Genomic DNA, 25,474 nt, shown 5'->3' on the forward strand with positions numbered 1-25,474 from the left:
TCGAATTACCGGAGCTTTCCATGACAGCCCAGAACATCCCTGAATCGCTTCCCGTGATCGATGTCAGCGCCCTCTTTGGCGACGATCTTGATGCTCGGCAGGCGATCGCCACGCAACTGCGCGACGCCTGCGAGAACCGCGGATTCTTCTACATCCGGGGCCACGGCATCGAACCGGCACTCATCGACGAAGTGTTTGGCCAGTCCGTCCGCTTCTTCAGTCAGCAGACTGACGACAAGATGCTGCTCGACAAGGCAAAGTCGAACTGCCACCGCGGCTACGAGCCCATGCGCAACCAGACCCTGCAAGCAGGCTCGCCGCCTGACCTGAAAGAGGGGTACTACATCGGCGTCGATCTGCCCGCTGACGATCCTCGGGTCATCGCCGGAAAGTTCAATCACGGCCCGAACCAATGGCCGGCCGACCTGCCCGGCTTTCAAGAGACGATGAATCGCTACATTGCGCAGGCGACTCGACTGGGGACGACGCTGATGCGTGCCTTGGCACTGTCGCTGGATCTTCCGGAGCGCCACTTCGACAGCTTCCTTGAAGGGGCAATGCTGACGCTGCGACCGTTGCACTACCCGCCCCAGCCACCAAATCCACAGCCCGGAGAGAAGGGCTGCGGCGAACACACCGACTTCGGAAGCCTGACCATCCTGTTGCAGGACCATGTCGGTGGCCTGCAGGTGTGGGACGCCGAGTCGAATGGCTGGATCGATGCGCCGCCGGTGCCCGGAACCTTCGTGGTGAACATCGGCGATCTGATCCAGCGCTGGACCAATGGTCGCTACCACTCGACCATGCATCGGGTGGTCAACATCTCCGGTCGCGAGCGCTATTCGGTGCCGTTCTTCCTCACTGGCGCCCCGGACTACGAAGTGTCTTGCCTGCCCACATGCCTTGGCGAAGGCGAAGCGCCTCGTTGGCCATCGATCACCGTGGCCGAGCATCTTTCGGAATGCTACCGGCGGACCTATGGCGATGGGAAGGCCTGAGCTCGGTTGTGCCTCGCAAGCAGCGGCCAAGCTGGGAATCGCTCAATCCGCAATGAGCCGGCACATGTCTGTGCTGCGCACGTTGAGCGGTGATGAACTGCTTGTACGGGTAGGCAATCAGATGGTGCCGACCGAGCGCGCCACGGCGTCATGGACGAGAAGGCCTCCCCCGCCATGCCCGAGGCGTTACCACTCGGCCAAGGCGTGCCTGTGTGGAAGAAGGCGGATGTGACCGTGTGGCAGGGGATCTTCGCACCGAAGGGAACACCGCCTTCGGTGATTGCAGAGGAAGCTGGCGTCACGCCCATCGGCGCGGGCCCCGAAGAGTTCTCTCGGTTCATCAAGAGCGAGCATGCCAAGTTCGCCGAGGTGGTCGCCAGAGGCAACGTGAAGGCAGAGTGATCCGAGCCCGCTATCCTGGCACCGACGACGGGGCGAGCGTCGCAAGATTTTCCTTGCCCCATGCCAGCAGCATGTCGTGAAACAGTTGGGCTGCCGGTGACAGGCCCCTCAGCTTCTGGCGAAAGGTCACGACCAGACGCTTGGGGACGGGCGGGGTGAGCGGTCTGAATGTCAGGCCCTGGACTTCCGGCATCTGCTGTGCATTGGCCGGCAACACCGATACACCCATTCGCTGTCTGATCATCGCGAACACGGTGCTCGGGAAAGATACCTCGTAGGCCACTTTGGGATTGATCCCGAGTATCTTGATGTGGGCGTCGATCTCGCGGCGTATCGGGCTCAGAGGCGACAACGCAATCCAGGGCTCGTCCTCCAGCAATCGCCAAGGTACGGCACGCTTGCCGGCCATGGCGTGGCCAGCGGGCAGCACGGCCCGATAAACGTCGCGAAAGAGCAAGGTGGCGACGATCTCCGGGTCTGTCTGAATCTGCGTGCCGATGCCGAAATCCGCAATGCCGTCGAGCACCGCACGCTGGATGCCCTGCTCGGCAACGTCGATGAGTTCCAGCCGCACGCCCGGATGCTTGGTGTTGAACACCTTCATGAACGGAACCACCAGCGTGGTCGAAAGCACAGTGGCACAGGCAACGGAAACACGTCCGCGATTGAATGTCGCCACCTCGCGGGTGACGTGAAGGGCCTGATCCAGTTCTTGCAGAACCCTTCGGGCTCGGTCCAGAAAATCTACCCCGGACGTGGTCAGCCGCACGCTTCGAGTGTGTCGATCGAAAAGGCGAACGCCCAGCTCGCCTTCAAGCTCCTTGACCAGGGCGCTGAGCGCCGACTGGCTGATGTGAATTCGACTCGCTGCCAGCGTGAACTGCCCGACTTCGGCGACAGCCACAAAAGCGCGCAATTGCCTCAAGGTGATGTTCATAGGACTTCCCGGCGCACCGCATTTAGACGCTTATCAGGTTAATCGATCGTAATTTGCTGATTGTCATATCGATCGGACGGGAGTTCAATCGCTCACTGCCATCCGACCCCACTTCCTTTCGCCTGACATGAGCGACCTCAACCCGAATCTGATCTCCGTCTACGTACGCGGAATCCGCCTCGAAGCCGAGGGGATCCGGTCTTTCGAGTTGTGGCCGCACGAGAACATCAAGCTTCCGGTCGCGCGGGCCGGTGACCATATCGACGTTCATCTGCCTGCTGGTTTGATCCGTCAGTACTCGCTCATCAACACGGGCGACGACCGGCGCTACATCATCGGTGTGAACCAAGACCTGAAGAGCCGGGGTGGTTCGCGCCACATGCACGAAGGGGTCCGCGTCGGCGATCGGCTGCAGATCAGCGCGCCGCGCAATCACTTCGAGTTGGAAGAACGCGCAACGGAAACCGTGCTCGTCGCGGGCGGCATCGGGATCACGCCGCTGTACGCCATGGCCAGGCGTCTGATCGAACTCGATCGCCGCTTCACGCTGTATTACAGCGCCCGCTCGCGCAACCGCGCCGCATTCCTCGACGATCTGCGCCACCTGGTCAGAGGCAAGCCCGATGCCGCGCTTCAGACGGTGTTCGACGATGAATCCGGCGTGGCATCGCTCGACCCGAACGCGGTGGTTGCGCGTCACCCCGGCGCGCATCTCTATTGCTGCGGGCCGGTTCCGCTGATGGATGCATTTGTTCGAGCCTGCGAATCGGTCGAGCCCGCCCGTGTTCACCTCGAATACTTCGGCGGCACGCCTTTGCCAGCAGCACCGGCTGACGCGGCCAACCCCGCGAAGGGCTTCGTCGTGCGCCTGGCACGCTCCGGGCGCGAACTGGAAGTCACACCCGACGTGTCGATCCTCGGTACCTTGCTGAACAACGGTGTGACGGTACTCAACTCCTGTCGGGAGGGCGTCTGCGGCTCCTGTGAAACGGCGGTGCTCGAAGGCACGCCAGAGCATCGCGACTGCGTGCTCAGCCCCGCGGAACGTGCTGCCAACAACACCATGATGGTCTGCGTCTCACGTTGCCAGGGTGCGTCTCTCACCCTCGATATCTAGTCGTCGGAGACACATCGCCAACGAACGGCCTGCGTCTTCAATCTTTCATCTCTGCATCGAACTGACATGTCCCAACTTCTGAATGGTCGCACCATCATCCTGACCGGCGCCGGCGGCAACATTGGCCGTGCCTTTGCCATTGGCCTCGCCCGCGAGGAAGCCAACTTGGTGCTTGCCGACCGCGTCCCCCTGCCCGACCTCGTCGGCGAGATCGAGGCGATGGGTCGCAAGGCCATCTCGGTCGTCGTCGATGTGGCTGATGACGCATCGACGCAAGCCATGGCACGCACAGCGTTCGAGCGCTTCGGCCGCATCGACGGACTGATCAACAACGCCGGCTTCTTCAAGGGCTGCACCTTCGGTTCGTTCATGGACATTCCCGCCGAAGAATGGGATCTTTGCTACGCCATCAATGTTCGAGGCGTCTGGCAGTGCTGCAAGGCGGTCGTTCCGTTCATGCGCGAAGGTGGTGGCGGCAAGATCGTCAACATCTCGTCCAACACGCCGTACAAGGGCGTGCCGAATTTCCTTCACTACGTCTCGTCGAAGGCCGCCGTCCTCGGCTTGTCCCGCGCCATGGCACGCGAGGTTGGCGACGATGGAATCTGCGTCAACAGCCTGTGCCCTGACCTCATCCCCGATCCGGACATCATCGCCAAGCAAGGGTCTGCGGCGGACGAGAAGACCGTCGCACAGCGCTGCCTGAAGCGCACCCAGTTGCCCAGCGACATGGTGGGTGCTGCGGTGTTCCTGGTCGGACCAGGCTCGGACTTCGTCACCGGACAAAGCCTGCTGGTCAACGGCGGTGCCTACTTCAACTGAACGCCATAGCGAGGATCCGGACCATGAGCGCACTTCCCAGCAACAGCATCCCGATTCACCGGCACGATAGCGCCACACCGGCCCTGTACTCGGCGCTGCGAAAGTTCTGGCATCCCGTCGCCTATGCGTCGGACGTGCTGGACGATCCCGTTGGCGTGACCTTGCTCGGCGAGCAGATCGTCCTGGCCCGGCTGAATGGAGAGTTGCGGGCCATGCATTCGCGCTGCCCGCACAAGGGCACCAATCTGGCGCTGGGACGGGTCGTCGACGGCACGATCGAGTGCCCCTATCACGGCTGGCGCTTCGACGGCGAAGGCCAGTGCAAGCGGGTGCCGGCACGCGAGGAACTGAATGATGCAATCCGCGCGGCCTTGCCAACGTACCACGCCGTCGAGCAGGCCGGCATCGTCTGGGTGGCACTGGAAGAGCCCAGCATGGCCGCACCGGAGTTTGCCGAACTCAACGATCGCGACTACCGGGTACTGCAGGGTCGACCCTATGACTGGCACACCAGTTCGCCACGACGGCTCGAGAACTTCGTCGACTTTGCTCACTTCTCGTTCGTGCACGATGGCTCTATCGGCAGCCGGGACAATCCACGCGTCGAGCCGGTCAAGGTCTGGCGTGAGAACAATGTGCTGCGGTTCGATCGAAGCGGCATCAAGGAACCCGGTGTCGGACTGAAGAAGCAACTGCTGGGCATCACGGAGGAGTGGATCGAGCCGGTCAACGAGTACCACGTGACCATGCCGCACACCGTGCATCTCAAGCGCACGTTCCCGAACGGCAAGCGCTACGTGCTGTTCATGGCCGCCTGCCCGATCGACGAACACACGACGCGGAGCTTCTGGTGGCAGGCACGGGATTTCGGCACCGAGCCAACCTGGGACAAGTTCTTCATGGACTTCGAGGACGAGGTGCTGGCCCAGGACAAGCCCATCATCGAATCGCAGCGACCGCTTTGGTTCCACCTTACCGGCGCACCCGCCGGCGAGCGTGAGATCCCGGTGCGGCATGCCGACGTCGTGACCATCGAATACAGAAAATGGCTGGCCGAGATTGTCGCGGCGGCGGCCCAATGAAGCACGCTGTCACCGGACCGGTGCGACACCATTTCATTCCGGCTGCAGGTGTACTGCTGCATGCACTGGAGTTCGGCAAAGACACCAGTGACATGCCGCCGCTGGTCCTGTTGCATGGGGTCACCGGCCACGCCTGGCTGTGGCACGACGTCGCTGCCCGGCTGGCGGCGAACCGCCGCGTCATTGCCTACGATCTGCGCGGACACGGCGACAGCCAGTGGTCCGCCGAAGCACGCTACGACAGCGAAGACCACATCGCGGATCTGCAAGCGCTGTCGAATTCGCTGTCTCTAGAGCGGTTCTCGATCGCGGGCCTGTCCTGGGGTGCGCTGATCGGCATCGGCTTTGCCGCCCGCCATCCGGAGCGCGTCGATCGCATGGCCATCGTCGATGTCGAAGCCTCGTTCTCGGTTGACCAGGATGCGGTAGCCCCCCGACCGGAGACTTTCGCCTCGATCGAAGAAGCCATGGCGTGGGAGCGCAAAGCCAATCCGCACGCACCTTCAGACCTGCTCGAACTGTTCGCACGGCAATCGGTGCGGCCGGCGCAGGCCGGGGGTTGGGTTCGCAAGCACGATCCGTTCTTCTTCCGGCGCTGGCCCTTCAGGCGTGATGACCGCTGGAGCGAACTGCGCAGCCTGCGCATGCCACTGGTACTGGTCAACGGCGGGCGCAGTTTCGTACGCACGGAGGTCATGCAAGACATGGCCGCCAGCGTGCCCGGCGCGCAGTTCGAGATCGTGGCCGACAGCGGCCATCTGATTCCACTCGAAGCGCCAGACGTCCTGGCGCAACAGCTGGTGCGCTTCTTCGACGCCCCGCTATCCGGATCAAAGTAGCAAAAAGCGGCCCCACCAACCACGACAGTGCCAATTCAACAATGGCCGAGGAGACAACGATGAATGACACGTCCATGCAGGCTGATCGTCTGACGCCTGCGACTCCGGTTCGCTCTGGGTCGACATCGAGGGCACACTCAGTGAATGAACGCCTTCCGACCGGCAAGTTGACGGTCCTGGGCTTGCAGCACGTGCTCGTCATGTACGCGGGGGCCGTCGCTGTCCCGCTGATCATCGGTCGCGCGCTCAACCTGACGCCGGAGCACGTGGCGTTGCTGATCTCGGCCGATCTGTTTTGCTGCGGCGTCGTCAGCATCATCCAGTCGATGGGCGTCACGCAATGGTTCGGGCTTCGCCTGCCGACCATGATGGGCGTGAGCTTCGTGTCGGTCGGGCCAATGCTGGGCATAGCACACGCGTACCCGGGGCATACGGGAGCGCAGTTGCTGTTCGGATCGATCATTGGCGCCGGCATCATCGCGATGTTCCTGGTCCCGGTGATCAGCCGCCTTCTGCGCTTTTTTCCGCCGGTGGTCACCGGCACCATCATTCTGGTGGTCGGCATCAACCTGATGCGTATCGGAATCAACTGGATCTTTGGCAACCCCTTTGGCCCGACGGCGCCGAAGCTCGTCAACCCTGAGCACGCCAAATGGCTGCAGGATGTGTCTGCCTTGGCGCAGGCCGGTGGCCATGGTGTGCCGGCACCGCCGAAGGGGCTCAGCCTCGGCGCCAGCGTGCCCAACCCCTCCTACGCAAGCTTGGGCGGCATCGGCATCTCGGCACTGGTAATGGTGTCAATCCTGCTCTTCGCCAAATTTGCCAAGGGGTTCCTTGGCAACATCGCGGTCTTGCTGGGGCTGATCATCGGCGGCGCGGTGGCCACCGCTTTCGGCATGATGAACTTCGACCGGGTGGCCAAGGCGCCCATGTTCGATGTCGTGTTGCCCTTCGCTTTCGGCACGCCCATCTTCGACCCGGTACTGATCCTCACCTTCACGCTGGTGATGATCGTGATCATGGTCGAGTCGGTCGGCCTGTTCTACGCGCTGGGCGAGATCTGCGACACCCCGGTCGACCGCAGGACCATGGCGAATGGCCTGCGCACGGATGCCCTTGGCACCATCATCGGGGGCGTCTTCAATACCTTCCCGTACACCAGTTTCAGCCAGAACATCGGGCTCATTGCCGTCACGGGCATCCGCAGCCGATTCGTGTGCGTCATGGGCGGTGCGATCCTGATTGTCCTGAGCTTCCTGCCCAAGATGGCAGCCGCGGTGGAATCGGTTCCGACCTTTGTGCTCGGTGGCGCCGGGCTCGTGATGTTCGGCATGGTGGTTGCAACTGGAGTGCGAATGCTGTCGACGGTCGACTTCAGGGGCAGTCGCAACAATCTCTTCATCGTGGCAATCGCAGTTGGCATGGGCATGATTCCATTGATCGCGCCCAACTTCCATCAATGGACGCCCAAGAGCATGCACTTGCTGATCGACTCGGGGATCTTGCTGTCCGCGGTCACCGCCTTGGCGCTCAACCTGTATTTCAACGGGAGCAAGGGCGACATGGCTGGTTCGATCAACGCAGCAAAGCAGGCAGACTCGCATTGATGCTTCCGGCAAGCGCTCGGAGCGACGCCGAGTTGCGGCCAGAAAGACCGAGCCAAGCGCTGACGCGAGGTGACAACGGTTGAATATCCAAAGCGAGTTCAGTATTATCGAACTGAGTTCGTGATATTTGAACCATGCTTGCACCTCCTCCACGCCAGCTCGCCTTTCTCACCATTGGCCAGGCTCCCCGACACGATCTCTCGGATGCCATCGAGCAAGGTCTGCCGGCGCATATCGAGGTTCGGCATGCCGGTGTACTGGACGGCCTCGACCGCATAGGGGTCGAGGCAAACTTCGCCCCCACCACCGGCCGGGCACAACTGATCAGCCGGCTCGCCGATGGCAGCATCGTCACGCTTTGCGCCGACGCCATCGGCAGGGAACTGCAGCACTGCATCGATCGCTTGGAAGACGATGGCGTCGATGTGGTGGTGCTGCTGTGCACGGGAGAATTTCCCGGGCTGCGGACGCGCCGCGCCTGGCTGGTCGAGCCCGATGCCGTGGTCTGCGGCACAGTCGCAAGCTTGCTGCGCGACGTGCAAGCCGGCGTGATCGTGCCGATGCCGGGCCAGGAGCACGAGGCGCGGGACAAGTGGCGCATTCTGGACAAGCAGCCGCTGTTTGCAGCGGGCTCTCCGTACGCAAGCACCGCCCAACCGCTGGTCGATGCAGCGAAGACGCTGCAGGCTCAGGGCGCACATGCACTGGTGCTCGATTGCATGGGTTATTCGCCGCAGCACAAGCAGGCGCTTCGCGATGCCGGCTGCAACCTGCCCGTGCTCGTGTCCGGCAGCGTCCTGGGCGGCGCGCTCGGCGCCTTCCTCTAGGCGCCGGTCAATGTGGGCTCATGCCCGCTTCGACGAAGCGGGCTCCGCTTCGGCTGCGAAGTCCAGCCAATAGGCATCGCCAATACGCTTGCCCACCGTCATGGCGGCATCGCGCACGCGGCGGCCGAATCGACGAATGAGATCCTCGGTCAGGTCTTGCGCGGGCAGGCCGATGCCGATGCCGTAGACCTTGCGGCTGCCGGCGTCGACAACCGCGGCGGAGATGCCAGCGACGTTAGGCACGAACTCGCCGCGCGACAGCGCCCAGCCCTGGGTGCGGATGGTCGCCAGTCGCTCCAGCAAGTCTTTCCGGGTTCGAGGAATGTCGCCGCGGCGCACGTCCAGGCGGCTGCCGATCAGTTGGTTCACCTCGTCGTCGGTCAGCCGCGCAAGGATCGCGCGGCCCATCGAGGTGGAATACGCAGGCGCTCGCGTGCCGACCGGCGTGTACACCTGAAGCGCGCCACCGGTGCCGGTGCGCATCTGCACCACCATCGAGTCGGCACCGTCCAGCACGTTGATGTAGCCGGTGTAGCCCGTATCGCGGACCAGCACGTCCAATTCGTCTTCCAGCAGGGACGACGCATTTCGCGATGCGCGGAAGTGGTAAGAGGCCTCCATGATCAGACCGCCGGGGCGGTACGCGCGCGTGACCGGGTCGCGATCGAGAAAGCCGTACTCGGCCATCATGCTCAGCGTGCGGGATACCGAACTCTTGGGCAAGCCGAGTTCGGTGGCCACGTCCGTCACGGTGATGTCGCGCCGCAGCCGCGCCATCAGCTTCAGCACGTCCATGGCGTTGGCGAGTGTGCTCATCGTTCCTGAATCTCCTTTTCGATCATAAACCGCCCCCTCTTGCACTCGGCTTGCCTGGCGGGCCGGCAAGCGCCGTTCCGCCGTCTGGGCTTGACAACGCCCCCTCGTTGAATACCATAATATCGCACTTGGTTCTATATTTTAGAACTCGCGCAAGATCCTAATGCGGCAAAGCAAGACATCCACAGGAGACAGACCATGACCCGCGATGCCACTGCCGGAGAAATTCCGGCCTCTCCCGATCCGGCCGGCAGCCATCCGCGCGCGCTCGCCCCAGGCAACTTCATCCTGACGGTGGTGTTGAGCGTGTTCGGCGCCATCGTGGGCATTCAGCTCCTGGCCAGCCTTGGCATCACGCCAAGCACTTCGCTCATCGGCGCACTGGCCGCCATGTCCCTGGCGCGCATTCCGCTGGCCATGTTCAAGGGCTTCCGCTCGGTTCACTCGCAGAACCTGGCGCAGACCAGCATCTCGTCGGCCACCTTCGGTGCGGCCAACAGCCTCTTCCTCCCCATCGGCATCCCCTTCCTATTTGGTCTGCCGGACATGGTCCTGCCCATGTTGGTGGGCGTCTCGCTGGCCATGCTGCTGGACGCCTGGCTGCTCTATCGCATGTTCGACACGCCTGCCTTCCCGGCCAGGAATCCGTGGCCGCTGGGCATTGCCGCTGCCGAAGCCATCAAGGCTGGCGACACGGGCGGCAAGCAGGCCAGGCTGCTGCTCGGCGGCCTCGCCACCGGCGTGGCGGGTGCGGTGTTCGCACTGCCCATGTCGGCGTTCGGTGTGGCACTCATCGGTGGCCTCGGAGCCATGACCGCGTTCGGCATCGGCCTGCTGCTGCGCGGCTACACGATGCCGCTGTTCGGCCTGGACATCGCCAAGCTCTACATCCCGCACGGCATGATGATCGGCGCTGGCCTGGTGGCGCTGGTGCAGGTTGGGCGCGTGGTGATCAAGCGCGGCAGCGAAGCGCAAGGCGCTGCGTCGGCCACCGACAGCAACGGTGCTGCCCGCTTGGGCCGTTCGCTGCGCCTGGGCACCGTGGGGTACCTGGCCATTACGCTGCTGCTCACAGTGGGCACCGGCATCTACACGGGCATGTCGTTCGGCATGCTTGTCGCCTTCGTCGTCTACGGCACCTTCGCCGCCTTCGTCCATGAACTGATCGTTGGCATCGCGGCCATGCACTCGGGCTGGTTCCCCGCGTTCGCGGTGGCGTTGATCACGCTGCTGGTGGGTATCCTGATCGGCTTCCCGCCCGAGGCGCTGGTGGTGCTGGCGGGCTTCTCGGCGGCCACCGGCCCGGCGTTTGCCGACATGGGCTACGACCTGAAGGCCGGCCACCTGCTGCGTGGCGAAGGCGCCGACCCGGCTTTCGAAATGGAAGGCCGCCGCCAGCAGTTGATCGCCGGAATGATCGGATTCGTCGTCGCCATCGTGGTGGTGCTGGCGACCTATCACATCTTCTTCGCCAACAAGATGACGGCGCCCATCAACGCCGCCTACGTGGCGGCCATCAAGGCAGGCATCTCGATGGAGACCGCACACAGCCTGGCACTGTGGGCCATCCCCGGCGCGCTGCTGCAACTGCTGGGCGGTTCGCGCCAGCAACTCGGCGTTCTGTTCGCCACCGGCCTGCTCATCAACTTCCCTGCCGCGGGCTGGATGGTGGCGGTGGGCATTGCCTGCCGGCTGGTGGTGCAACGCATTGGCGGCCCCGCCGTTCGCGAGCGCATGGAGGTGTTTGCCGGCGGCGTGATCGCTGGCGACGCGCTCTATTCCTTCTTCTCTGGCGCATTCAAGGCATTGCGCAAGTAAATCACCCGCCAAAACGGAGACCCTGACATGAAACGCAAACTGACGATCGACGACGTGAAGGCAGCCGTGATGGGCGGCGCCATCCTGGGCGGTGGTGGCGGCGGCATCATCGAAGCCGGCGAGCGCGCTGCCAGCCTGGCGCTGCAGGTCGGAACGCCCGAGCTTTGGAGTGTGGATGAATTCGATCCGCAAGGCCTTTCGGTGACGGTCGCGCTGGTCGGCGCACCGGCCGCGCCGCATCCCTTCGTGCAACCACGCCATCTCATGCGCACGCTGGAGTTGCTGCAGCGCGAGCTGCCGCAAGGCCAGCGCCTGGTCGCCATGCACACCAACGAGAACGGCGCCGAAACCACGGTCAACGGCTGGCTCCACGCCGCCCTGTGCGGCCTGCCCGTGATCGACCTGGCGTGCAATGGGCGCGCCCATCCTTCGAGCATCATGGGTGCCCTGGGCCTGCACACCGAAGACGACTACGTCTCGATCCAGGGCTATGCCGGCGGTGCGCCGGAGCGCTACATCGAAGGCGCGGCCCGCGGACGCCTGGAGGCCACGTCGGCCGTCGTGCGCCGCGCATCCATCGACGCCGGTGGACTCGTGGCGGTGGCCCGCAATCCGGTCACCGTCGAATACGCGCAGCAGCACGGCGCACCCGGCGCCATCAGTTTTGCCATCGCGCTGGGCAAGGCCTACCTGGAAGGCGGCATGGAAGCCGCTGCGCGCCACTTGAAGGGCCGCGTCGTTGCAGAGGGCACCGTACGCCGCTACCGCTGCGAGCAGCGTGAAGGCTTGGACGTCGGCATCGTCGAACTCGACGACGACGACGGCGCCACCACACTGCATTTCGTCAACGAATACATGGTGCTCGAACAACAAGGCCGCGCCATTGCGCGCTTCCCTGACCTGGTCATGACCTTTGCCGAAGATGGCTACCCGCTCGTCTCCGCGCGCGTGGTGGAAGGCCAGCGCATCCGCGTCCTGCATGCACCCGGCTCGAACCTGCTGCTTTCGCGGACCATGTTCATGCCGGAGCTGTACCTTCCGCTGGAACAGGCCATCGGCCAAGCCTTTGCGCCCAAGGCCAGCGTCGCTGCCCATGCCTGAACTGGGCACGATTGCGCTCGATCTGGCGCGTGCGCAGGACTTCTGCAACCGCCAATGGGACGACGAGCTGATCGGGCTGCTCTCGGACTACATCCGCGTCCCGGCAAAGAGCCCTGCGTTCGACCCGGATTGGGAAACACGCGGCTTGCTCGACCAGGTTGTGAACGAAGCTGCCGCCTGGGCAAGGCGCCAGCCCCTGCCCGGCCTGCGCGTCGAAGTGCTTCGCACGCCCGGCCGAACGCCGCTCATCTATTTCGAACTGCCCGCGCGCGGCTGCGATACGGATGAAGCTGTCTTCTTCTACGGCCACCTGGACAAGCAGCCGGAGTTCGAAGGCTGGCGCCCCGGCCTCGGCCCGTGGGAGCCGGTGTACGACGGCACTCGGCTCTATGGGCGCGGAGGTGCCGACGATGGCTATGCCATCTACGCCGCCATCACTGCACTGCAGGCGCTCCACGACCAGGGCGCGACGCACCCGCGCTGCGTCGGTGTGATCGAGACCTGCGAGGAATCGGGCAGCTACGACCTGCCGCACTACCTGGAGGTGCTGCAACCGCGCATCGGCAAGGTCGGACTGGTGGTGTGCCTCGACTCCGGCGCGGGCGACTACGAACGTCTCTGGCTGGTGAGCTCGCTGCGCGGCTATTGCGGAGGCACCCTCGAAGTGCAGGTACTCGACGAAGGCGCGCATTCGGGGGATGCCGGCGGCATCGTGCCTTCGAGCTTTCGCGTGCTGCGCGGCATGCTCGACCGGCTGGAAGATAGCGCCACTGGCCGCCTGCTGCCTGCAACCCTGCATTGCGAAGTACCGGCCGACCGGCTCGCGCAAACGCGAGAGGCCGCGCGCATCCTGGGCGAACAGGCGTGGAAGCGCTTTCGATGGCACTGCGGCGAAGACGGGCAACCGGCGCTGCCGGTTACCACCGATCCGGAACAGGCCCTGCTCAACCGCGCATGGCGACCGTCGCTGGCCGTGATCGGTGCCGAAGGATTGCCGGCGCTGCAGGGTGCAGGCAACGTTCTGCGCCCACGCACGGCCTTCCGGCTTTCGCTGCGTTTGCCGCCGCTGGTCGACAGCGCATCGGCACTGGCGGAAGTGAAGCGCGTTCTGGAAGACTCGCCCCCCTACCGCGCCGGCGTGCGCTTCGTGCCGGATCGCGGCCACGCAAAGGGCTGGAATGCACCCGCGTATGCGCCCTGGCTCGAAGAAACGCTCGACCTCGCCAGCCGCGCCTGCTTCGACGGCAGGGGATTTGCCAGCATCGGCCAGGGTGGAACCATTCCACTGATGGGCCTGCTCGGGTCCACCTATCCAGCGGCGCAGTTCATGGCCTGCGGCGTGTTGGGCCCCAACGCCAATGCGCATGGGCCCAACGAGTTCCTGCACGTGCCATACGCCAAGCGCCTGACGGCCTGCCTGGCGATGACGTTGTCTGCATCTGTCCACGCTCCAAGGCGCTCGTGAGGGCCGCACAGATGTCTTCGATGCCCTGTTGACAGCAAGCCCATGGCTCAGCGGTCCCCCGGCTGCTGCGGCTTCCCATCGATGCCATGGAGCGCGGCACTCACCCGCGCCGATCGAAAGCTTTTTTCCATTCGATCAAATCACAGCAGCAGGTTGCGTCCTGCAAAACATTAAATTACACGAAGGTCTTGGGTAAACCCCAGGACCTTTTTTTTGACCGTATGGATAATTTAGGCTTGCCATCCGCCAACGCGAAAGGTCAGCCACGATGAATCCGCCCCGCATCCGTAGCCGCTTCTGGTCGGACCTGACCAGCGAAGAGTTCTCCCGCCTCGACCGCTCGCGACTTGTTGCCGTGTTACCCGTGGGCGCCACCGAACAGCACGGGCCGCACCTGCCCATGTCCACCGACACCGCCACCATCGACGGCATGGTGGCCGCCAGCCTGCCGCACATCCCCGAAGACCTGCCCGTGCTTTTCTTGCCCACCGTTCCCTACGGCAAGAGCAACGAGCATTCGCGCTACCCCGGTACGCTCACCGTCTCGGCCCGTACGCTCATCTCCATGTGGACGGACATCGGCAACTGCGTGGCCCGCGCTGGCGTGAGGAAGCTGGTGCTCTACAACAGCCACGGCGGCCAGATGAGCGTGATGGACATCGTCGCGCGCGACCTGCGCGAGGCGCACGGAATGATGGTCGTGTCCGCCAACTGGTACACCCTGGGCCTGCCCGAGGGCATGTTCACCGCGCACGAAGGCAAGCACGGCGTGCATGCCGGCGACCTCGAAAGCTCCGTCATGCTGCATCTGACGCCTGACTACGTGCGGCGCGACCAGTTCCAAAACTTTCGCTCGATGACCGAAGACCTCTCGGCGGAGAACAAGTACTTGTCGATCGGCCCCAGCGGCAAGCTGAGCTGGCAGATGCATGACATCAATCCCAACGGTGCAGCGGGCGACGCCACCCGCGCCACGCCCGAAAAGGGCAAGGCGGTGCTGGACCTCGTTGGCCGGCGCTTCGTCGAGCTGCTGCGCGAAGTCGATCGTTTTCCGATCGAGCGCTTGGCCAACGAGCCGGCTTGGCATTGACACCAGGAGACGCGGTGACTCCACACGATCTTGTCGCTCCCCCGCTGGTCAGTCTGCGCAATGTCAGCAAGCGCTTTGCCAACGGCACCCTCGCCCTGCAGGGCATGTCTCTGGACGTCGGCGAGCATGACTTCATCAGCTTCCTGGGCCCCTCGGGCTGCGGCAAGAGCACCGCGCTGCGCCTGGTCGCCGGGCTCACGCGCCTGAGCTCGGGCGACATGCGCTGGTCGGCCACCCCGGCCGGCACCGTTGCCGGAAAAATCGACCGCGACCTGGGCTTCGTCTTCCAGGAGCCTACGCTCATGCCGTGGGCCAAAGTGTTCGACAACGTTTGGCTACCCCTCAAGCTCACCGGCGTATCGCGCGATGCCGCCGCGCCGGTGGTGCACCAAGCGCTGGAGATGGTGGGCCTGTCACGCTTTGCCGACGTGTACCCGCGCGAACTGTCGGGCGGCATGAAGATGCGCGTATCCATCGCCCGCGCCCTGGTCACGCGCCCTCGGCTGCTGCTGATGGACGAGCCCTTTGCCGCGCTCGACGAAATGACGCGCATCAAGCTCAACAACGACTTGCTGTCCATCTGGCGCGAGCACCGCTTCTCCGTCATCTTCGTCACGCACAGCGTGTACGAGTCGGTGTACCTCTCCAACCGCATCGTGGTGATGGCCGCGCGCCCGGGCCGCGTGATCGACGAGATCCGCATCGAGGAGCCCTATCCGCGCGGCGAAGCCTTCCGCACATCCACCCGCTACAACGCACACTGCACCGCGGTATCTCAAGCCCTGCACGGAGCCCTCCATGGCGTCGACATCGATCACTGAAGCCGGCCTCGTCATGCAAGACGCCGAACGCGCCCCCACCACAGAAGAACTCAAGGCGCGCGACGACGCCATCCGCAGGCGCGAGGCCATGCTGCGCATCGCTGTGCCGGTGATCGTGGTGGGCGGCCTGCTGCTGCTGTGGGAGGCCGTGGTGCGCATCAACCAGATCCCGCACTACATCCTGCCGGCGCCCTCCCTCATTTTCACCACGCTGATCGAGAACTGGGACACGCTTTCGGCCGCACTGTGGTTTACCGTCAAGCTCACGCTGCTGGCCCTTGCGGCGGCCATCGTGGGCGGGGTGCTGCTGGCAGTGGCGTTCGCGCTGTTCAAGTGGGTGGAGATCGGTCTGTTCCCGATCGCGGTGATCCTTCAGGTCACGCCGATCATCGCGATCGCGCCGCTGATCCTGATCTACGTCTCGAGCACCACGGCGGCGCTGCTGCTGTGTGCCTGGATCGTGGCCTTCTTCCCGATCCTGTCGAACACGGTCATCGGTCTCAAGAGCGCAGACAGCAACCTGCGCGACCTGTTCACGCTTTACAAGGCCTCGCCCTGGCAGACCTTTCGCTACCTGCTGGTACCCAGTGCTCTGCCCTATTTCATGGCGGGCCTGAAGATCGCCGGCGGCCTGAGCCTGATCGGCGCGGTGGTGGCCGAGTTCACCGCGGGCACCGCGGGCCGCGAAACAGGCCTCGCATCGCGCATTCTCGAATCGAGCTTCCGCACCGAGATCCCGATGATGTTCGCGGCGCTGTTCCTGGTGTCGCTCCTGGGCATCGTCATCTTCCTCGTGTTTGCCGGCCTGTCGCGCGCAGCGCTCGGGCACTGGCACGAGAGCGAAATGAAGAGGGACGGCTGATGAGCGCCGTGCCGAACACCGAAGGCCAGCAACGGGCCATCGACTGGGACGCGGTCCAGCGCGACCTCGCGGGGCTGAACATCATCGACGCCCGCGGCCAGCGCAAGCAGCTTTCGCGCGACTTCTACTGGTACAGCCCCATCCTCAGCGCGCAGTTGGACAACTGCATCGCCGAATTGGTGGTGAAGGTCTCCACCGAAGACGACGTGCGGCAGGTGGCCGCAACCGCCGCCAAGTGGAAGCTGCCGCTCACGGTGCGCGGCGGCGGCACCGGCAACTACGGCCAGTGCGTGCCGCTGGAAGGCGGCATCGTGATGGACGTCACCGGCATGAGCCGCGTGCTCGACGTCGCCGATGGCCGCATTCGCGTGCAGGCCGGTGCGCGCATGCACGACATCGACCTGGCCGCGCGCGAAACTGGCCAGGCGCTGCGCATGTGGCCTTCCACCTGGCATGTGGCCACCATCGGCGGCTTCGTCGCGGGCGGCTTCGGCGGCATCGGCTCGTTCCGGCACGGCATCCTGCGCGACACCGGCAACTTGCTCAACGCGCGCGTCATGACCGTGGAGCGCGAGCCGCGCATCATCGAACTGCGGGGCGACGACATCCAGCAGGTGCAGCACGCTTTCGGTACCAATGGCGTGATCCTCGACGTGGAAGTGGCGCTATCGCCTGCCGTGGATTGGGTGCATTGCACGGTGCTCTTTCCAAAGTACCGGCAGGCTTTGGATTTCGGCATCGACGCGGCGTCGCCCGACCTCGACCTGTTCCTATTCACCACGGTGGAAGCGCGCTTCGCGCCCTACTACACAGCGATGGGCGACCGCTTTCCGACAGACCGCCACGCCGCGTTCGCGATGGTCGCGCCCGAGTCCATGGACGACTTCCGAAAGGCAGCCGCCGGGCACGGCGGCATCATTTCGGTGGCAGGCACCGAAGACCAGCTTCTGGCGTTGGGCCTACCGCCCGCCTACGAGTGCGCCTTCAACCACACCACACTGCAAGCCCTCAAGCTCGACCGTAGCTGGACCTACCTGCAGATCTCCTACGCGCAGCCCTTCGACCCTGCGGTCGTCGAACGACATCTGGCCATCTTCGGCGACGAGGTCCTGCAGCACCAGGACTTCGCCCGCGCCGGTGGCGAAGCCGGCACCTTCGGCATCCTGCTCGTGCGCTGGAAGGGCGAGGCGCACCAGTACGAGGTGATCCGCGAGATCGAGTCGCAAGGCGGCTGCCAGGTCTTCAACCCGCATGTGTTCACCATCGAGGACGGCGGCATGAAGACCATCGACGACGCGCAGATCCAGTTCAAGAAGCGCAGCGACCCGTTGGGACTGATGAACCCCGGCAAGACGCGAGGCTGGACGAGCGATATGGCCAGGCAAGTCTGACCTGCGAAGCAAGCACACAACCCCACCCAAGGAAGACAAGCGATGAAAACCAACGCACCCTTCTCCGCCCGCTGCCTTCTGGCCGCCGTGCTGGCCACCACGACATTCGCCGCCATCGCGCAGGACAAGGTCGTGCTCGCCACCAACTGGCGCGCACAGCCTGGTCATGGCGGCTTCTACCAGGCGCTGGCCGACGGCACCTACAAGAAGTACGGCCTGGACGTCGACATCCAGCAGGGCGGCCCGCAGGTCAACAACCGGCCGATGCTGCCGGCCGGCAAGGTCGACTTCCTCATGACCGGCAACATGCTGATGGCCTTCGACAACATCAAGCAGAAGGTTCCGACCGTGGTCGTGGCGGCATACTTCCAGCGCGACCCGCAGGCCATCATTGCGCATCCGGGCCAGGGCATCGACAAGTTCGCCGACATCGCCAAGGCCAAGACGGTGCTGCTGGCCAAGGACGGGCAGATCAGCTACTGGCAATGGATGAAGAAGGCCTATGGCGTGCGCGACGAGCAGGTTCGCCCCTACAACTACAGCCTGTCGCAGTTCCTGGCCGACAAGCAGGCGGTTCAGCAGGCCTATGCCACCTCGGAGCCGTTGGCGGTGGAGAAGCAAGCCGGCTTCAAGCCGGTGGTGCTGAGCTTGGCGGACGCGGGCTGGTCCACCTACGGCATGGTCATCGAGACGCGCCAGGACCTGGTCAAGAGCAAGCCGGACGTGGTTCGCCGATTCGTCGAGGCGACCAACATTGGCTGGGTGAACTACTTGTATGGCGACCACAAGGCGGCCGACGACATCATCAAGAAGACCAATCCGGACATCACCGACGAGTACATCGAGAAGTCGATCCCGATCCTGCGCGCGCACATCGACGTGGGCGATGCCAAGACGCAAGGCATTGGCGCCATGAGCGACGCACGCATGAAGGACTTCTACGACAAGGCCGTCGAAGCCGGCCTGTACAAGCCCACCGACTTCGACTACCGCCAGGCCTACACGCTTCAGTTCGTGAACAAGGGCGCCGGGCTGGATCTGCGCAAGTCGCTGGCCAAGGACTGAGGTCACCCCATGGTGGAGCGCACCCTGACCGTGCGCGTCGAGCGCATCCGGCGCGAGACGCCGGAAATCCTGTCCTTCGAACTGGCGCATCCGTGGGGCCGCGAGCTGCCGGGCTTCGAGCCTGGCGCGCACATCGACGTGCGCATGCCCGGCGGCTTCTCGCGCCAGTATTCGCTGGCGCGCGCCCCGGACGCTCAAGACCGCGGCCGCTACCTGATCGGCGTGAAGCGCGAGGCCGCGAGCCGGGGCGGCTCTGCCAGCATGCACGAACGCGTGCGCGAAGGCGACCTGCTGCCCATCAGCGCTCCGCGCAACACCTTTCCGGTGCATGCCGATGGCCGCCGGCACCTGCTGCTGGCCGGCGGCATCGGCATGACGCCATTGCTGGCCATGGCGCAGGCCCTGGCACGCCGGGGTGCTGACTTCGAACTGTGCGTGTTCGCGCGCAGCCGAGAACACCTGGCCTTTGCCGATGCGCTGGCGGCGCCGGACCTTGCCCCGCAGGTGCGTGTCCATTTCGACGATTCCGCCGCGCCCGAGAAGATCGATCTCGCCGCGATGCTGCAGACCCACGAAGCCGGCATGCACCTGTACATGTGCGGCCCGGCCGGCTTCATGAGCGCGGTGCGCAAGGCGGCGGCACACTGGCCCGAAGACGCGGTGCATGCCGAATACTTCGCTGCCCCTGGCGAGAGCAGCGTGCCGGCCGGGCGGGCCTTCAGCCTGCGCCTCACGCAACGTGGCTTCACCGTGCCGGTGGCCGCCGACCAGAGCGCAGTAGACGCGCTACACGATTTCGGCATCGACGTTCCCGTTTCTTGCGAGCAGGGCCTTTGCGGCACCTGCGTGGTGCCGGCACAAGGCGAGGGCGCAGAGCACCGAGACTTCTGTCTGACCGGCGCCGAGCGCCGCCACAAGGTGGCCCTGTGTTGTTCGCGCGCACGGGAGCGGGAGCTGGTGATCCATCTCTGAGCTGGCTCTGGCACCATGCGCTTTCGATGAACACCAGCAACCCCGCGTCAACCGCAGAAGCAGCCGATTTCGAGTCCAAGTCCTCGTCAACGCGTGGCCGCTCGCGCAAATACGCTCAGGTGTTGGCTGTCATCAACCAGGCGGCGATCGAGGTATTTGCCGCCGACGGACCGCAGGGTGCGACCACGCAGGCCATCGCAGACAAGGCGGGCCTCTCGAAGGCGCAACTGCACTACTACATCGGGAGCAAGGACGCGCTGTATCGCCAGGTGTTGCAGGACATCATCGACGACTGGATCAGCGTGTTCGGCTTTGCAGACGAGGCCTACGGCGCGCGGCGGGTGCTGTCGGACCTCATCCGGCGCAAGATGATCTTCTCCTTCGAACAGCCGCTGCGCTCGCGCATCTTCGCCGCTGAAATGATGCGCGGCGCGCCGGTGCTGCGTCCGATGATGGAAGTACAGAGCAAGCGCCGCACCGAGCAGGCCGCGGCCGTCATTACCAACTGGACGAGCCAAGGTCAGATGGGCCCGGTGGATCCAGTGCTCTTTCTATTCCACCTGTGGGCGGTGACGCAGTTCTACGCAGACCACGCGGAGCAAGTGCACTTCTTCCGCGGAGGCGCCACCGCCGATGATCCGAAAGAGCGCGAGTACCTGATCGCGCAGGTTACGGCGTTCTTGCTTCGCGGTGCAGGTGTGAAGTAACGGGATGCGTTGCTCCGTTCTTCATCTTCTTTCGAGAATGCGGCCAGCACGAACGACGGTGCGCGCGTGGCCTCGCACGTCCAGCAGCTCAAATTCGTCCGCGGCGTCCAGCACAAGAAGGTCGGCGGGGCAGTCGGGCGCGATGAGGCCGTCCCATGCCAGGCCGAGTGCGGCAGCGGCATGCGTGGTGATTGCTCCAAGCCAATCTTGCGCAGGTGCGAGGTGCGCCATCTGGACACCAAGTCCAAAGGTCTGCATCAGGTCGTAGCTGCCGTAGGGATAGAAGGCATCCTGCACGTTGTCCGTGGCCAGCACTGGCCGCAGGCCGATGGCCTGGGCTTCCCGAACACGCGTTATGCCACGCTCCAGCGGCGTGGCGCTCCATGCGCCTTGCAAGTACAGATTGGTGGTGGGCAGCGCGATCAGGTGAATGCCTGCCAGAACGCATAGCCGCAGCGTTTCGTTGGCTTCTTCGGCCGCTTGCATTGAGAGCGAGCACGCATGTCCGCAGACCACACGCAGCCCGGGCAAGCCGCCACGCTCGATCACAAGCTGTGCGATGGTTCTCAGTCCAGTGGCATCTGCGTCCAGCCCTTCGTCGACGTGGAAGTCCAGCGAGAGGTGATGTTCTTGAGCAAGGTCAAGTACCCGACCCAGCTTGTGGACCAGATCGTCGTTGCGATAGATGAAAGCGCCCAGCACGCCCCCCGAACGCTGAACTTGTTGTGCGATGCATCGGCCTGCGTTCACGTCGGCAAAAACGTCCAGCGGCGTGAGCGAGACGAATTGCAGCTCGAGCCGTCCCTGCCAACGGTGGCGGGCCTGCTCGAAGGCTGCCAGCGCGAGCGGCGGCTCAGCGCCCTTCCAATCAAGGTGAGTGCGCAAGGCGCGCGTGCCGGCGTGCCACGCGTCGTGAAGGGCTTTCTCCATTCGAGTGGTGATGTGCGCCTCGGTCCAGAGCGCGCTGTGCCTGTCCATGCGGGAGATGGCGGCGAACAGATCGCCATTGGCCGGACCGACCTCCCTCACCGTGTAGCTCTTGTCGATGTGCACATGCGCGTCTACCGGCGAACTGATCACCGTGCCACGGGAACGCTGATCGGCAGCACCTTCTACCGCGACCACCTTCCCCGATTCGATCGTGATGTCGAAGACCTCGCAATCCGCATCCAGCCCGTTGCCGCGCAGCGGGCGAGGAATTCGAAGTGAACGCAGTTTCATGGAAGTTCCGCCCTTTTTCGGATCTGGATCGACAAGCGATGGCGCGTGGAGATGGTCGTGCGAAGTCAGGGCATTCATCGGAGCACTTTAGGCCTCGAAGGCTGGAATCTGATGCCGAACATGTTCGTCGAACATCGTTCGTTCAGCACAATCAGCCGCGCTTCTCGAATGCACAGCATGAAAATTGACGCCAGGATTCCGCTCGAGCTTCGCACTCAAGCAGGCCCGCTGAAAGACGGCCCTTCCCTTGCCCGGCTACAGCCGCCCCTACCCGCCCCCATTCCCCCGATAGCTCACCCACCCCGCCACCACCGCCTTGCCATCCCCATCCTTCGGATGGTTCCGCCCTTCCGACACCGGCACCTCGTCGAAGTCGAAGGGGCTCAGGCCGTCGATGCACGCGGCGTTCACGCCGTATTGGTTCGGGTTCGAGCGCCGCGAGTGGAAGGTGTAGATGCCGCACACCGAGCAGAAGTAGTGCTTGGCCTGTCCGGTGTTGAACTGGTAGAGCGTCAGCTTGTCGGCGCCTTCGACCACATGCAGGTCGTCCAGGTTGGCCGACAAGGCCACGGCGCCGCGCATGCGGCAGTAAGAGCAGTTGCAGCGCCGCGCGCTGCGCAGCCCATCGGCGAGCAGCACACGAAAGCGCACCGCGCCGCAATGGCACGCCGCCTGAAGCTCGCGGCGCCCGTCGAAGTCGGCGGGGTTCATGCGTGCGACGGCGTCAGTTGGCCGCAAAGCAATACATCAGGCCCGCGCTGCCGCTCATCTTGAGCTGATCCACGCTGCAGCCACGCGTGCCGTGCGACGAGTTCCACGAAGCATTGGCCACCGGGTCGGGGTTGGTGCCCTTGTGGTCGTGGTGGCCCACGATGGCGGAGCCGCCCTCGCTCCGGGTCCAGTTGCCGCAGGTGGTGTCCTTGCCCGCATCGGGAACGGCCACGGTACCGTCAGGGCGCGAGCCGGTCAGGATGTCGTGCCGGTTCACCGGGTCGCCGTAGCCGGAGACGACTTCGCCTTTTTCGGTGAGCGAGGTGTCCTTGCCGACCTTGGCGTTGGGGCTGTGCAGGTCGGCCACGCTGGTGGCAACGACGACGCCCTTGGCGTTGGTCCAAGGCCCGGTGCCGATCCGGTCGCGCGCATTGACGGCAGGCTGCCCACTCTGCGCGACGGTGCTCAGGTAGGCGCGCCAGGTCTTGTTGCCGGCCCCCACGCTGGATGCCAGCGACTGGCAGTAGCGATCGGCGCCGGCCAGCCCGCCCAGGTCGCCGCCCTTGCCGGGGTTGGTGCTGGTGATGAAGAAGCTCATGGGTTTCTTGTCCGAAGAACCCATGGCACCGCAACCGACGATCAATGCGGCAACTGCCAGGGCGGCACCACTGGCAGAGAGAATGAAGCGACGAGGCATCGAATGGCTCCTTTGGACGATTGGAGCCGGGAGGCTATCTCACCGCAGACCGCCTGTGAAGCTCAATGCCTGTGAAGCTCAATTCTTGCCAGCCGGCGCGCCGCCCTTTGCCAGCACGGCCACCAGTTCCGGCACGAAGCGTTGTGCCCCGCCCTGCGCCACCGCGCCGGCATAGGTGGCCAGCACCGCGTCCGCAATGCCTTGGGCCGCTGTCGCGCCTTGCGCCATCTCGGTGTAGTACCCCAGGTCTTTCTGCGCGTTGCTCATGGCAAAGCGCAGCCCGCTCGGGTCTTGCTGGGTGATGAAGGACTTGAGCCGCTCCAATGCCACGCCGCCGCCGCCGCCCTTGGCCAGCACGTCGACGAACACGTCGGGGTTGACGCCCGCGCGCTGCGCGCAGGCGGCCGCCTCGGCGATCAGCGCCACAGTGCCGAGCGACACGTAGTTGTGCAGCAGCTTCATGCCGTGGCCGGTGCCCACCGCTCCGCAATGGGTGATGTTCTCGGCAAAGCACGACAGGATGGGCCGGCATTGCTCCAGCAACGCCGCATCGCCGCCCACCAGCAGGTTGAGCCGGCCTTCGGCCGCTTCCTTCGGGGTGCGCGTCATGGGCGTGTCGAGAAACTGCCCGCCCGCCGCACGTACCGCCTGCGCCACGCGCTCGGTCGACGTGGGAATGGCGGTCGAACAGTCGATGACGATGGTGCCGGGCTTCATGCTTTCGACAAGCCCGCCCGCGCCGAGGACGATGGCCTCCACCTGCGGCGAGCCCGTCACGCAAAGCACAATGACCTGCGCATTGGCCGCCAGCGCGGCCAGGCTGTCGACCGACTTCACGCCGGCTGCCTTGAGCGCATCCAGCGGCTGGTTGCCCGGGTGCTCGAGCACCGTGAGCGGATAGCCGTGCTTGGCGATGTTGCTGGCAATGCCGTGGCCCATGAGGCCAATGCCGACCATGCCGATTGAAGGCTTGATGTCGTTGCTCATTGGAATGCTGTCTCCTGAAATGGTTGGATGGGCTTCAGCCCTTGGCCGCGACCGACGACCCTCGCACCAGCAACTGTCCGGGCAGCAGCAGTTGGCGCGGCGGGCCTTCAAAGCCGCGCAGGCGTTCGATGAGGCAAGTGGCCGCCGCATGGCCGATGGCGTCGGTGGGCTGTGCCATGGTGCTCAGGCCGCTGCCGATGAGCGATGCCCATTCCGTGTCGTCGAAGCCGACAAAACCCAGTTCCTGGCCAAACTGCCAGCCCAGCCGTGTCATGGCCGCGGCCACGCGCAGCGTGACCACCGAGTTGCCTGCCACCACCGCCGCGCGCCGGCCGCGACCGGCCCGGCGCTTGAGCGCCTTCAGCGCGCCATCGAGTTCTTCATGCGCCTGCGGATCCGCGTCGTCGTGGCTTTCGAAAACCTGGGCTGCCACGTTGGCGCCCTGTGCCTTGGCGCAATCGCCAAATGCGGCAATGCGCTCGCGCCGCGAGCTCACGCCCTTCGACGGTTCGCTGATGTAGAGCAACTCGGTAAAGCCGCCCGCCACCAGATGCGCGCAAACGGTCTGCATGGCTTCGCCGTTGTCCAGCGAAACGAAGTCGGCACGCATGCCCGGGTGGCGCCGGTCCACCAGCACCGCGGGCTTGCCATGCAGCGTGTCGGCATCGACCGCCGATGCACCGCGCCCCAAGGTGTTGAGGATGAAGCCGTCCACCTGGTAGCGCACCAGCGCGTCGATGGCCTCGCGCTCGCGGCTGCCTTCGTTGCCCAGGTTGAACAGCATCAGCAGGTAGCCGGCCTCCTGGCAGGCTTTTTCCGCGCCCCGCAGCACCGCCACCGAAAAAGGATTGCTCACGTCGGCCACCACGAGGCCGATGAGGCGCGATCGCCCCCGGCTGAGTGCCTGCGCCATCGGGCTGGGCGAATACTGCAGCTTGGCCACTGCGGCTTCGACCCGCGCGGCAATGTCCGGGCTGAGCAGCCGTTCGCGATGGTTCAGAAAGCGCGAGACCGTGGCCTTGGAAACGCCGGCGGCCTCGGCCACGTCGCCGATCGTGGCCCGCCCCGGCGCGCGGCCGACAGACTTGCGCGTACTCATGAATCAGAAGCAGCGCGGGA

At 64.7% G+C, this 25,474-nt stretch carries 26 protein-coding genes; 19 read left to right on the forward strand and 7 right to left on the reverse strand.

All coding sequences use genetic code 11. From position 1 onward, the window contains the following. The first annotated feature begins 20 nt into the window (after positions 1 to 20). The 3 genes from QTH91_RS16915 to QTH91_RS16920 are packed head-to-tail and all read left to right on the forward strand — an operon-like array spanning position 21 to position 1,400. Entirely contained in the window at positions 21 to 998 is a 978-nt protein-coding gene (locus QTH91_RS16915) for an isopenicillin N synthase family dioxygenase (protein WP_286661262.1), read from the forward strand. After that, complete coding sequence (locus tag QTH91_RS23080) at positions 985 to 1,230, forward strand: helix-turn-helix domain-containing protein (protein WP_368389470.1); 246 nt, start codon at positions 985 to 987, stop codon at positions 1,228 to 1,230. Before QTH91_RS16915 ends, QTH91_RS23080 begins: the two co-directional genes overlap by 14 nt. Beyond that, positions 1,149 to 1,400: a type 2 periplasmic-binding domain-containing protein gene (locus QTH91_RS16920; protein ID WP_286661263.1), complete on the forward strand. Its 252-nt coding sequence runs from the start codon at positions 1,149 to 1,151 to the stop codon at positions 1,398 to 1,400. The genes QTH91_RS23080 and QTH91_RS16920 overlap by 82 nt, the downstream gene beginning before the upstream one ends. Before the next feature lie 10 nt (positions 1,401 to 1,410). On the opposite strand, the gene QTH91_RS16925 is transcribed toward QTH91_RS16920, so the two are convergent. After that, positions 1,411 to 2,337, reverse strand: a complete 927-nt coding sequence (locus QTH91_RS16925; RefSeq protein ID WP_286661264.1) for a LysR family transcriptional regulator — start codon at positions 2,335 to 2,337, stop codon at positions 1,411 to 1,413. 127 nt (positions 2,338 to 2,464) lie between these two features. On the opposite strand from QTH91_RS16925, the gene QTH91_RS16930 reads away from it, so the two are divergent. The 6 genes from QTH91_RS16930 to QTH91_RS16955 all read left to right on the forward strand — a co-directional run bounded on the left by QTH91_RS16930 (position 2,465) and on the right by QTH91_RS16955 (position 8,631). Then, positions 2,465 to 3,454 carry a PDR/VanB family oxidoreductase gene (locus QTH91_RS16930; protein WP_286661265.1) on the forward strand — a complete coding sequence of 330 codons (990 nt, stop codon included), beginning with the start codon at positions 2,465 to 2,467 and terminating at the stop codon, positions 3,452 to 3,454. A 66-nt stretch (positions 3,455 to 3,520) separates the two neighbouring features. Continuing rightward, the gene (locus QTH91_RS16935; protein WP_286661266.1) at positions 3,521 to 4,276 is read left to right on the forward strand and encodes an SDR family NAD(P)-dependent oxidoreductase; all 756 of its coding nucleotides are present in this window, start codon (positions 3,521 to 3,523) and stop codon (positions 4,274 to 4,276) included. Between the two features lie 23 nt (positions 4,277 to 4,299). Continuing rightward, positions 4,300 to 5,358, forward strand: coding sequence for an aromatic ring-hydroxylating dioxygenase subunit alpha (locus QTH91_RS16940; protein WP_286661267.1), 1,059 nt, complete (start codon positions 4,300 to 4,302; stop codon positions 5,356 to 5,358). Continuing rightward, positions 5,355 to 6,197, forward strand: a complete 843-nt coding sequence (locus QTH91_RS16945) for an alpha/beta fold hydrolase (protein WP_286661268.1) — start codon at positions 5,355 to 5,357, stop codon at positions 6,195 to 6,197. Before QTH91_RS16940 ends, QTH91_RS16945 begins: the two co-directional genes overlap by 4 nt. Positions 6,198 to 6,271: 74 nt before the next feature. Then, positions 6,272 to 7,804 carry a nucleobase:cation symporter-2 family protein gene (locus tag QTH91_RS16950; RefSeq protein WP_286661608.1) on the forward strand — a complete coding sequence of 511 codons (1,533 nt, stop codon included), beginning with the start codon at positions 6,272 to 6,274 and terminating at the stop codon, positions 7,802 to 7,804. 134 nt (positions 7,805 to 7,938) lie between these two features. Then, positions 7,939 to 8,631, forward strand: a complete 693-nt coding sequence (locus QTH91_RS16955; protein ID WP_286661269.1) for an AroM family protein — start codon at positions 7,939 to 7,941, stop codon at positions 8,629 to 8,631. 18 nt (positions 8,632 to 8,649) lie between these two features. Here QTH91_RS16955 and QTH91_RS16960 read toward each other — a convergent pair whose 3' ends face one another. Then, positions 8,650 to 9,447, reverse strand: coding sequence for an IclR family transcriptional regulator (locus QTH91_RS16960; protein ID WP_286661270.1), 798 nt, complete (start codon positions 9,445 to 9,447; stop codon positions 8,650 to 8,652). Positions 9,448 to 9,645: 198 nt separating this feature from the next. Between QTH91_RS16960 and QTH91_RS16965 the strand changes: the two genes are divergently transcribed. From QTH91_RS16965 to QTH91_RS17010, 10 genes are all read left to right on the forward strand, one after another. After that, a complete protein-coding gene (locus QTH91_RS16965; protein WP_286661271.1) occupies positions 9,646 to 11,265 on the forward strand; it encodes an OPT/YSL family transporter in 1,620 nt (539 codons plus the stop codon). Positions 11,266 to 11,292: 27 nt separating this feature from the next. Beyond that, entirely contained in the window at positions 11,293 to 12,366 is a 1,074-nt protein-coding gene (locus QTH91_RS16970) for an S-methyl thiohydantoin desulfurase domain-containing protein (protein WP_286661272.1), read from the forward strand. Continuing rightward, complete coding sequence (locus QTH91_RS16975) at positions 12,359 to 13,831, forward strand: M20/M25/M40 family metallo-hydrolase (protein ID WP_286661273.1); 1,473 nt, start codon at positions 12,359 to 12,361, stop codon at positions 13,829 to 13,831. The genes QTH91_RS16970 and QTH91_RS16975 overlap by 8 nt, the downstream gene beginning before the upstream one ends. Before the next feature lie 268 nt (positions 13,832 to 14,099). Then, positions 14,100 to 14,921 (forward strand): creatininase family protein, encoded by an 822-nt coding sequence (locus tag QTH91_RS16980; RefSeq protein ID WP_286661274.1) that lies wholly within the window; start codon positions 14,100 to 14,102, stop codon positions 14,919 to 14,921. Between the two features lie 14 nt (positions 14,922 to 14,935). Continuing rightward, the gene (locus QTH91_RS16985) at positions 14,936 to 15,742 is read left to right on the forward strand and encodes an ABC transporter ATP-binding protein (RefSeq protein WP_286661275.1); all 807 of its coding nucleotides are present in this window, start codon (positions 14,936 to 14,938) and stop codon (positions 15,740 to 15,742) included. Next, positions 15,720 to 16,604 carry an ABC transporter permease gene (locus tag QTH91_RS16990; protein ID WP_286661276.1) on the forward strand — a complete coding sequence of 295 codons (885 nt, stop codon included), beginning with the start codon at positions 15,720 to 15,722 and terminating at the stop codon, positions 16,602 to 16,604. The genes QTH91_RS16985 and QTH91_RS16990 overlap by 23 nt, the downstream gene beginning before the upstream one ends. Next, on the forward strand, positions 16,604 to 17,995 hold the full coding sequence (locus QTH91_RS16995; RefSeq protein WP_286661277.1) for an FAD-binding oxidoreductase: 1,392 nt from the start codon (positions 16,604 to 16,606) through the stop codon (positions 17,993 to 17,995). Before QTH91_RS16990 ends, QTH91_RS16995 begins: the two co-directional genes overlap by 1 nt. 42 nt (positions 17,996 to 18,037) lie before the next feature. Then, on the forward strand, positions 18,038 to 19,060 hold the full coding sequence (locus tag QTH91_RS17000) for an ABC transporter substrate-binding protein (RefSeq protein ID WP_286661278.1): 1,023 nt from the start codon (positions 18,038 to 18,040) through the stop codon (positions 19,058 to 19,060). A gap of 9 nt (positions 19,061 to 19,069) precedes the next feature. Further along, positions 19,070 to 20,032, forward strand: a complete 963-nt coding sequence (locus tag QTH91_RS17005; protein WP_286661279.1) for a PDR/VanB family oxidoreductase — start codon at positions 19,070 to 19,072, stop codon at positions 20,030 to 20,032. A gap of 26 nt (positions 20,033 to 20,058) precedes the next feature. After that, complete coding sequence (locus tag QTH91_RS17010) at positions 20,059 to 20,739, forward strand: TetR family transcriptional regulator C-terminal domain-containing protein (protein WP_286661280.1); 681 nt, start codon at positions 20,059 to 20,061, stop codon at positions 20,737 to 20,739. A 21-nt stretch (positions 20,740 to 20,760) separates the two neighbouring features. Here QTH91_RS17010 and QTH91_RS17015 read toward each other — a convergent pair whose 3' ends face one another. From QTH91_RS17015 to QTH91_RS17035, 5 genes are all read right to left on the reverse strand, one after another. Then, positions 20,761 to 21,960 carry an amidohydrolase family protein gene (locus QTH91_RS17015; RefSeq protein ID WP_286661281.1) on the reverse strand — a complete coding sequence of 400 codons (1,200 nt, stop codon included), beginning with the start codon at positions 21,958 to 21,960 and terminating at the stop codon, positions 20,761 to 20,763. A gap of 267 nt (positions 21,961 to 22,227) precedes the next feature. Beyond that, positions 22,228 to 22,671: a GFA family protein gene (locus tag QTH91_RS17020; RefSeq protein WP_286661282.1), complete on the reverse strand. Its 444-nt coding sequence runs from the start codon at positions 22,669 to 22,671 to the stop codon at positions 22,228 to 22,230. 13 nt (positions 22,672 to 22,684) lie between these two features. After that, on the reverse strand, positions 22,685 to 23,368 hold the full coding sequence (locus QTH91_RS17025) for a hypothetical protein (RefSeq protein ID WP_286661283.1): 684 nt from the start codon (positions 23,366 to 23,368) through the stop codon (positions 22,685 to 22,687). A 78-nt stretch (positions 23,369 to 23,446) separates the two neighbouring features. Next, on the reverse strand, positions 23,447 to 24,355 hold the full coding sequence (locus QTH91_RS17030; protein ID WP_286661284.1) for an NAD(P)-dependent oxidoreductase: 909 nt from the start codon (positions 24,353 to 24,355) through the stop codon (positions 23,447 to 23,449). Between the two features lie 34 nt (positions 24,356 to 24,389). Next, complete coding sequence (locus QTH91_RS17035) at positions 24,390 to 25,454, reverse strand: LacI family DNA-binding transcriptional regulator (RefSeq protein ID WP_286661285.1); 1,065 nt, start codon at positions 25,452 to 25,454, stop codon at positions 24,390 to 24,392. Positions 25,455 to 25,474: the final 20 nt, after the last annotated feature.

The sequence above is a fragment of the Variovorax dokdonensis genome (assembly GCF_030316895.1).
In the GTDB taxonomy this organism is placed as follows: domain Bacteria; phylum Pseudomonadota; class Gammaproteobacteria; order Burkholderiales; family Burkholderiaceae_C; genus Variovorax; species Variovorax dokdonensis.

Coding starts and splice junctions, on each gene's coding strand:
- QTH91_RS16915 (WP_286661262.1), top strand. CDS start 21: ATGACAGCCCAGAACATCCCTGAATCGCTTCCCGTGATCGATGTCAGC.
- QTH91_RS23080 (WP_368389470.1), top strand. CDS start 985: ATGGGAAGGCCTGAGCTCGGTTGTGCCTCGCAAGCAGCGGCCAAGCTG.
- QTH91_RS16920 (WP_286661263.1), top strand. CDS start 1,149: ATGGACGAGAAGGCCTCCCCCGCCATGCCCGAGGCGTTACCACTCGGC.
- QTH91_RS16925 (WP_286661264.1), bottom strand. CDS start 2,337: ATGAACATCACCTTGAGGCAATTGCGCGCTTTTGTGGCTGTCGCCGAA.
- QTH91_RS16930 (WP_286661265.1), top strand. CDS start 2,465: ATGAGCGACCTCAACCCGAATCTGATCTCCGTCTACGTACGCGGAATC.
- QTH91_RS16935 (WP_286661266.1), top strand. CDS start 3,521: ATGTCCCAACTTCTGAATGGTCGCACCATCATCCTGACCGGCGCCGGC.
- QTH91_RS16940 (WP_286661267.1), top strand. CDS start 4,300: ATGAGCGCACTTCCCAGCAACAGCATCCCGATTCACCGGCACGATAGC.
- QTH91_RS16945 (WP_286661268.1), top strand. CDS start 5,355: ATGAAGCACGCTGTCACCGGACCGGTGCGACACCATTTCATTCCGGCT.
- QTH91_RS16950 (WP_286661608.1), top strand. CDS start 6,272: ATGCAGGCTGATCGTCTGACGCCTGCGACTCCGGTTCGCTCTGGGTCG.
- QTH91_RS16955 (WP_286661269.1), top strand. CDS start 7,939: ATGCTTGCACCTCCTCCACGCCAGCTCGCCTTTCTCACCATTGGCCAG.
- QTH91_RS16960 (WP_286661270.1), bottom strand. CDS start 9,447: ATGAGCACACTCGCCAACGCCATGGACGTGCTGAAGCTGATGGCGCGG.
- QTH91_RS16965 (WP_286661271.1), top strand. CDS start 9,646: ATGACCCGCGATGCCACTGCCGGAGAAATTCCGGCCTCTCCCGATCCG.
- QTH91_RS16970 (WP_286661272.1), top strand. CDS start 11,293: ATGAAACGCAAACTGACGATCGACGACGTGAAGGCAGCCGTGATGGGC.
- QTH91_RS16975 (WP_286661273.1), top strand. CDS start 12,359: ATGCCTGAACTGGGCACGATTGCGCTCGATCTGGCGCGTGCGCAGGAC.
- QTH91_RS16980 (WP_286661274.1), top strand. CDS start 14,100: ATGAATCCGCCCCGCATCCGTAGCCGCTTCTGGTCGGACCTGACCAGC.
- QTH91_RS16990 (WP_286661276.1), top strand. CDS start 15,720: ATGGCGTCGACATCGATCACTGAAGCCGGCCTCGTCATGCAAGACGCC.
- QTH91_RS16995 (WP_286661277.1), top strand. CDS start 16,604: ATGAGCGCCGTGCCGAACACCGAAGGCCAGCAACGGGCCATCGACTGG.
- QTH91_RS17000 (WP_286661278.1), top strand. CDS start 18,038: ATGAAAACCAACGCACCCTTCTCCGCCCGCTGCCTTCTGGCCGCCGTG.
- QTH91_RS17005 (WP_286661279.1), top strand. CDS start 19,070: ATGGTGGAGCGCACCCTGACCGTGCGCGTCGAGCGCATCCGGCGCGAG.
- QTH91_RS17010 (WP_286661280.1), top strand. CDS start 20,059: ATGAACACCAGCAACCCCGCGTCAACCGCAGAAGCAGCCGATTTCGAG.
- QTH91_RS17015 (WP_286661281.1), bottom strand. CDS start 21,960: ATGAAACTGCGTTCACTTCGAATTCCTCGCCCGCTGCGCGGCAACGGG.
- QTH91_RS17020 (WP_286661282.1), bottom strand. CDS start 22,671: ATGAACCCCGCCGACTTCGACGGGCGCCGCGAGCTTCAGGCGGCGTGC.
- QTH91_RS17025 (WP_286661283.1), bottom strand. CDS start 23,368: ATGCCTCGTCGCTTCATTCTCTCTGCCAGTGGTGCCGCCCTGGCAGTT.
- QTH91_RS17030 (WP_286661284.1), bottom strand. CDS start 24,355: ATGAGCAACGACATCAAGCCTTCAATCGGCATGGTCGGCATTGGCCTC.
- QTH91_RS17035 (WP_286661285.1), bottom strand. CDS start 25,454: ATGAGTACGCGCAAGTCTGTCGGCCGCGCGCCGGGGCGGGCCACGATC.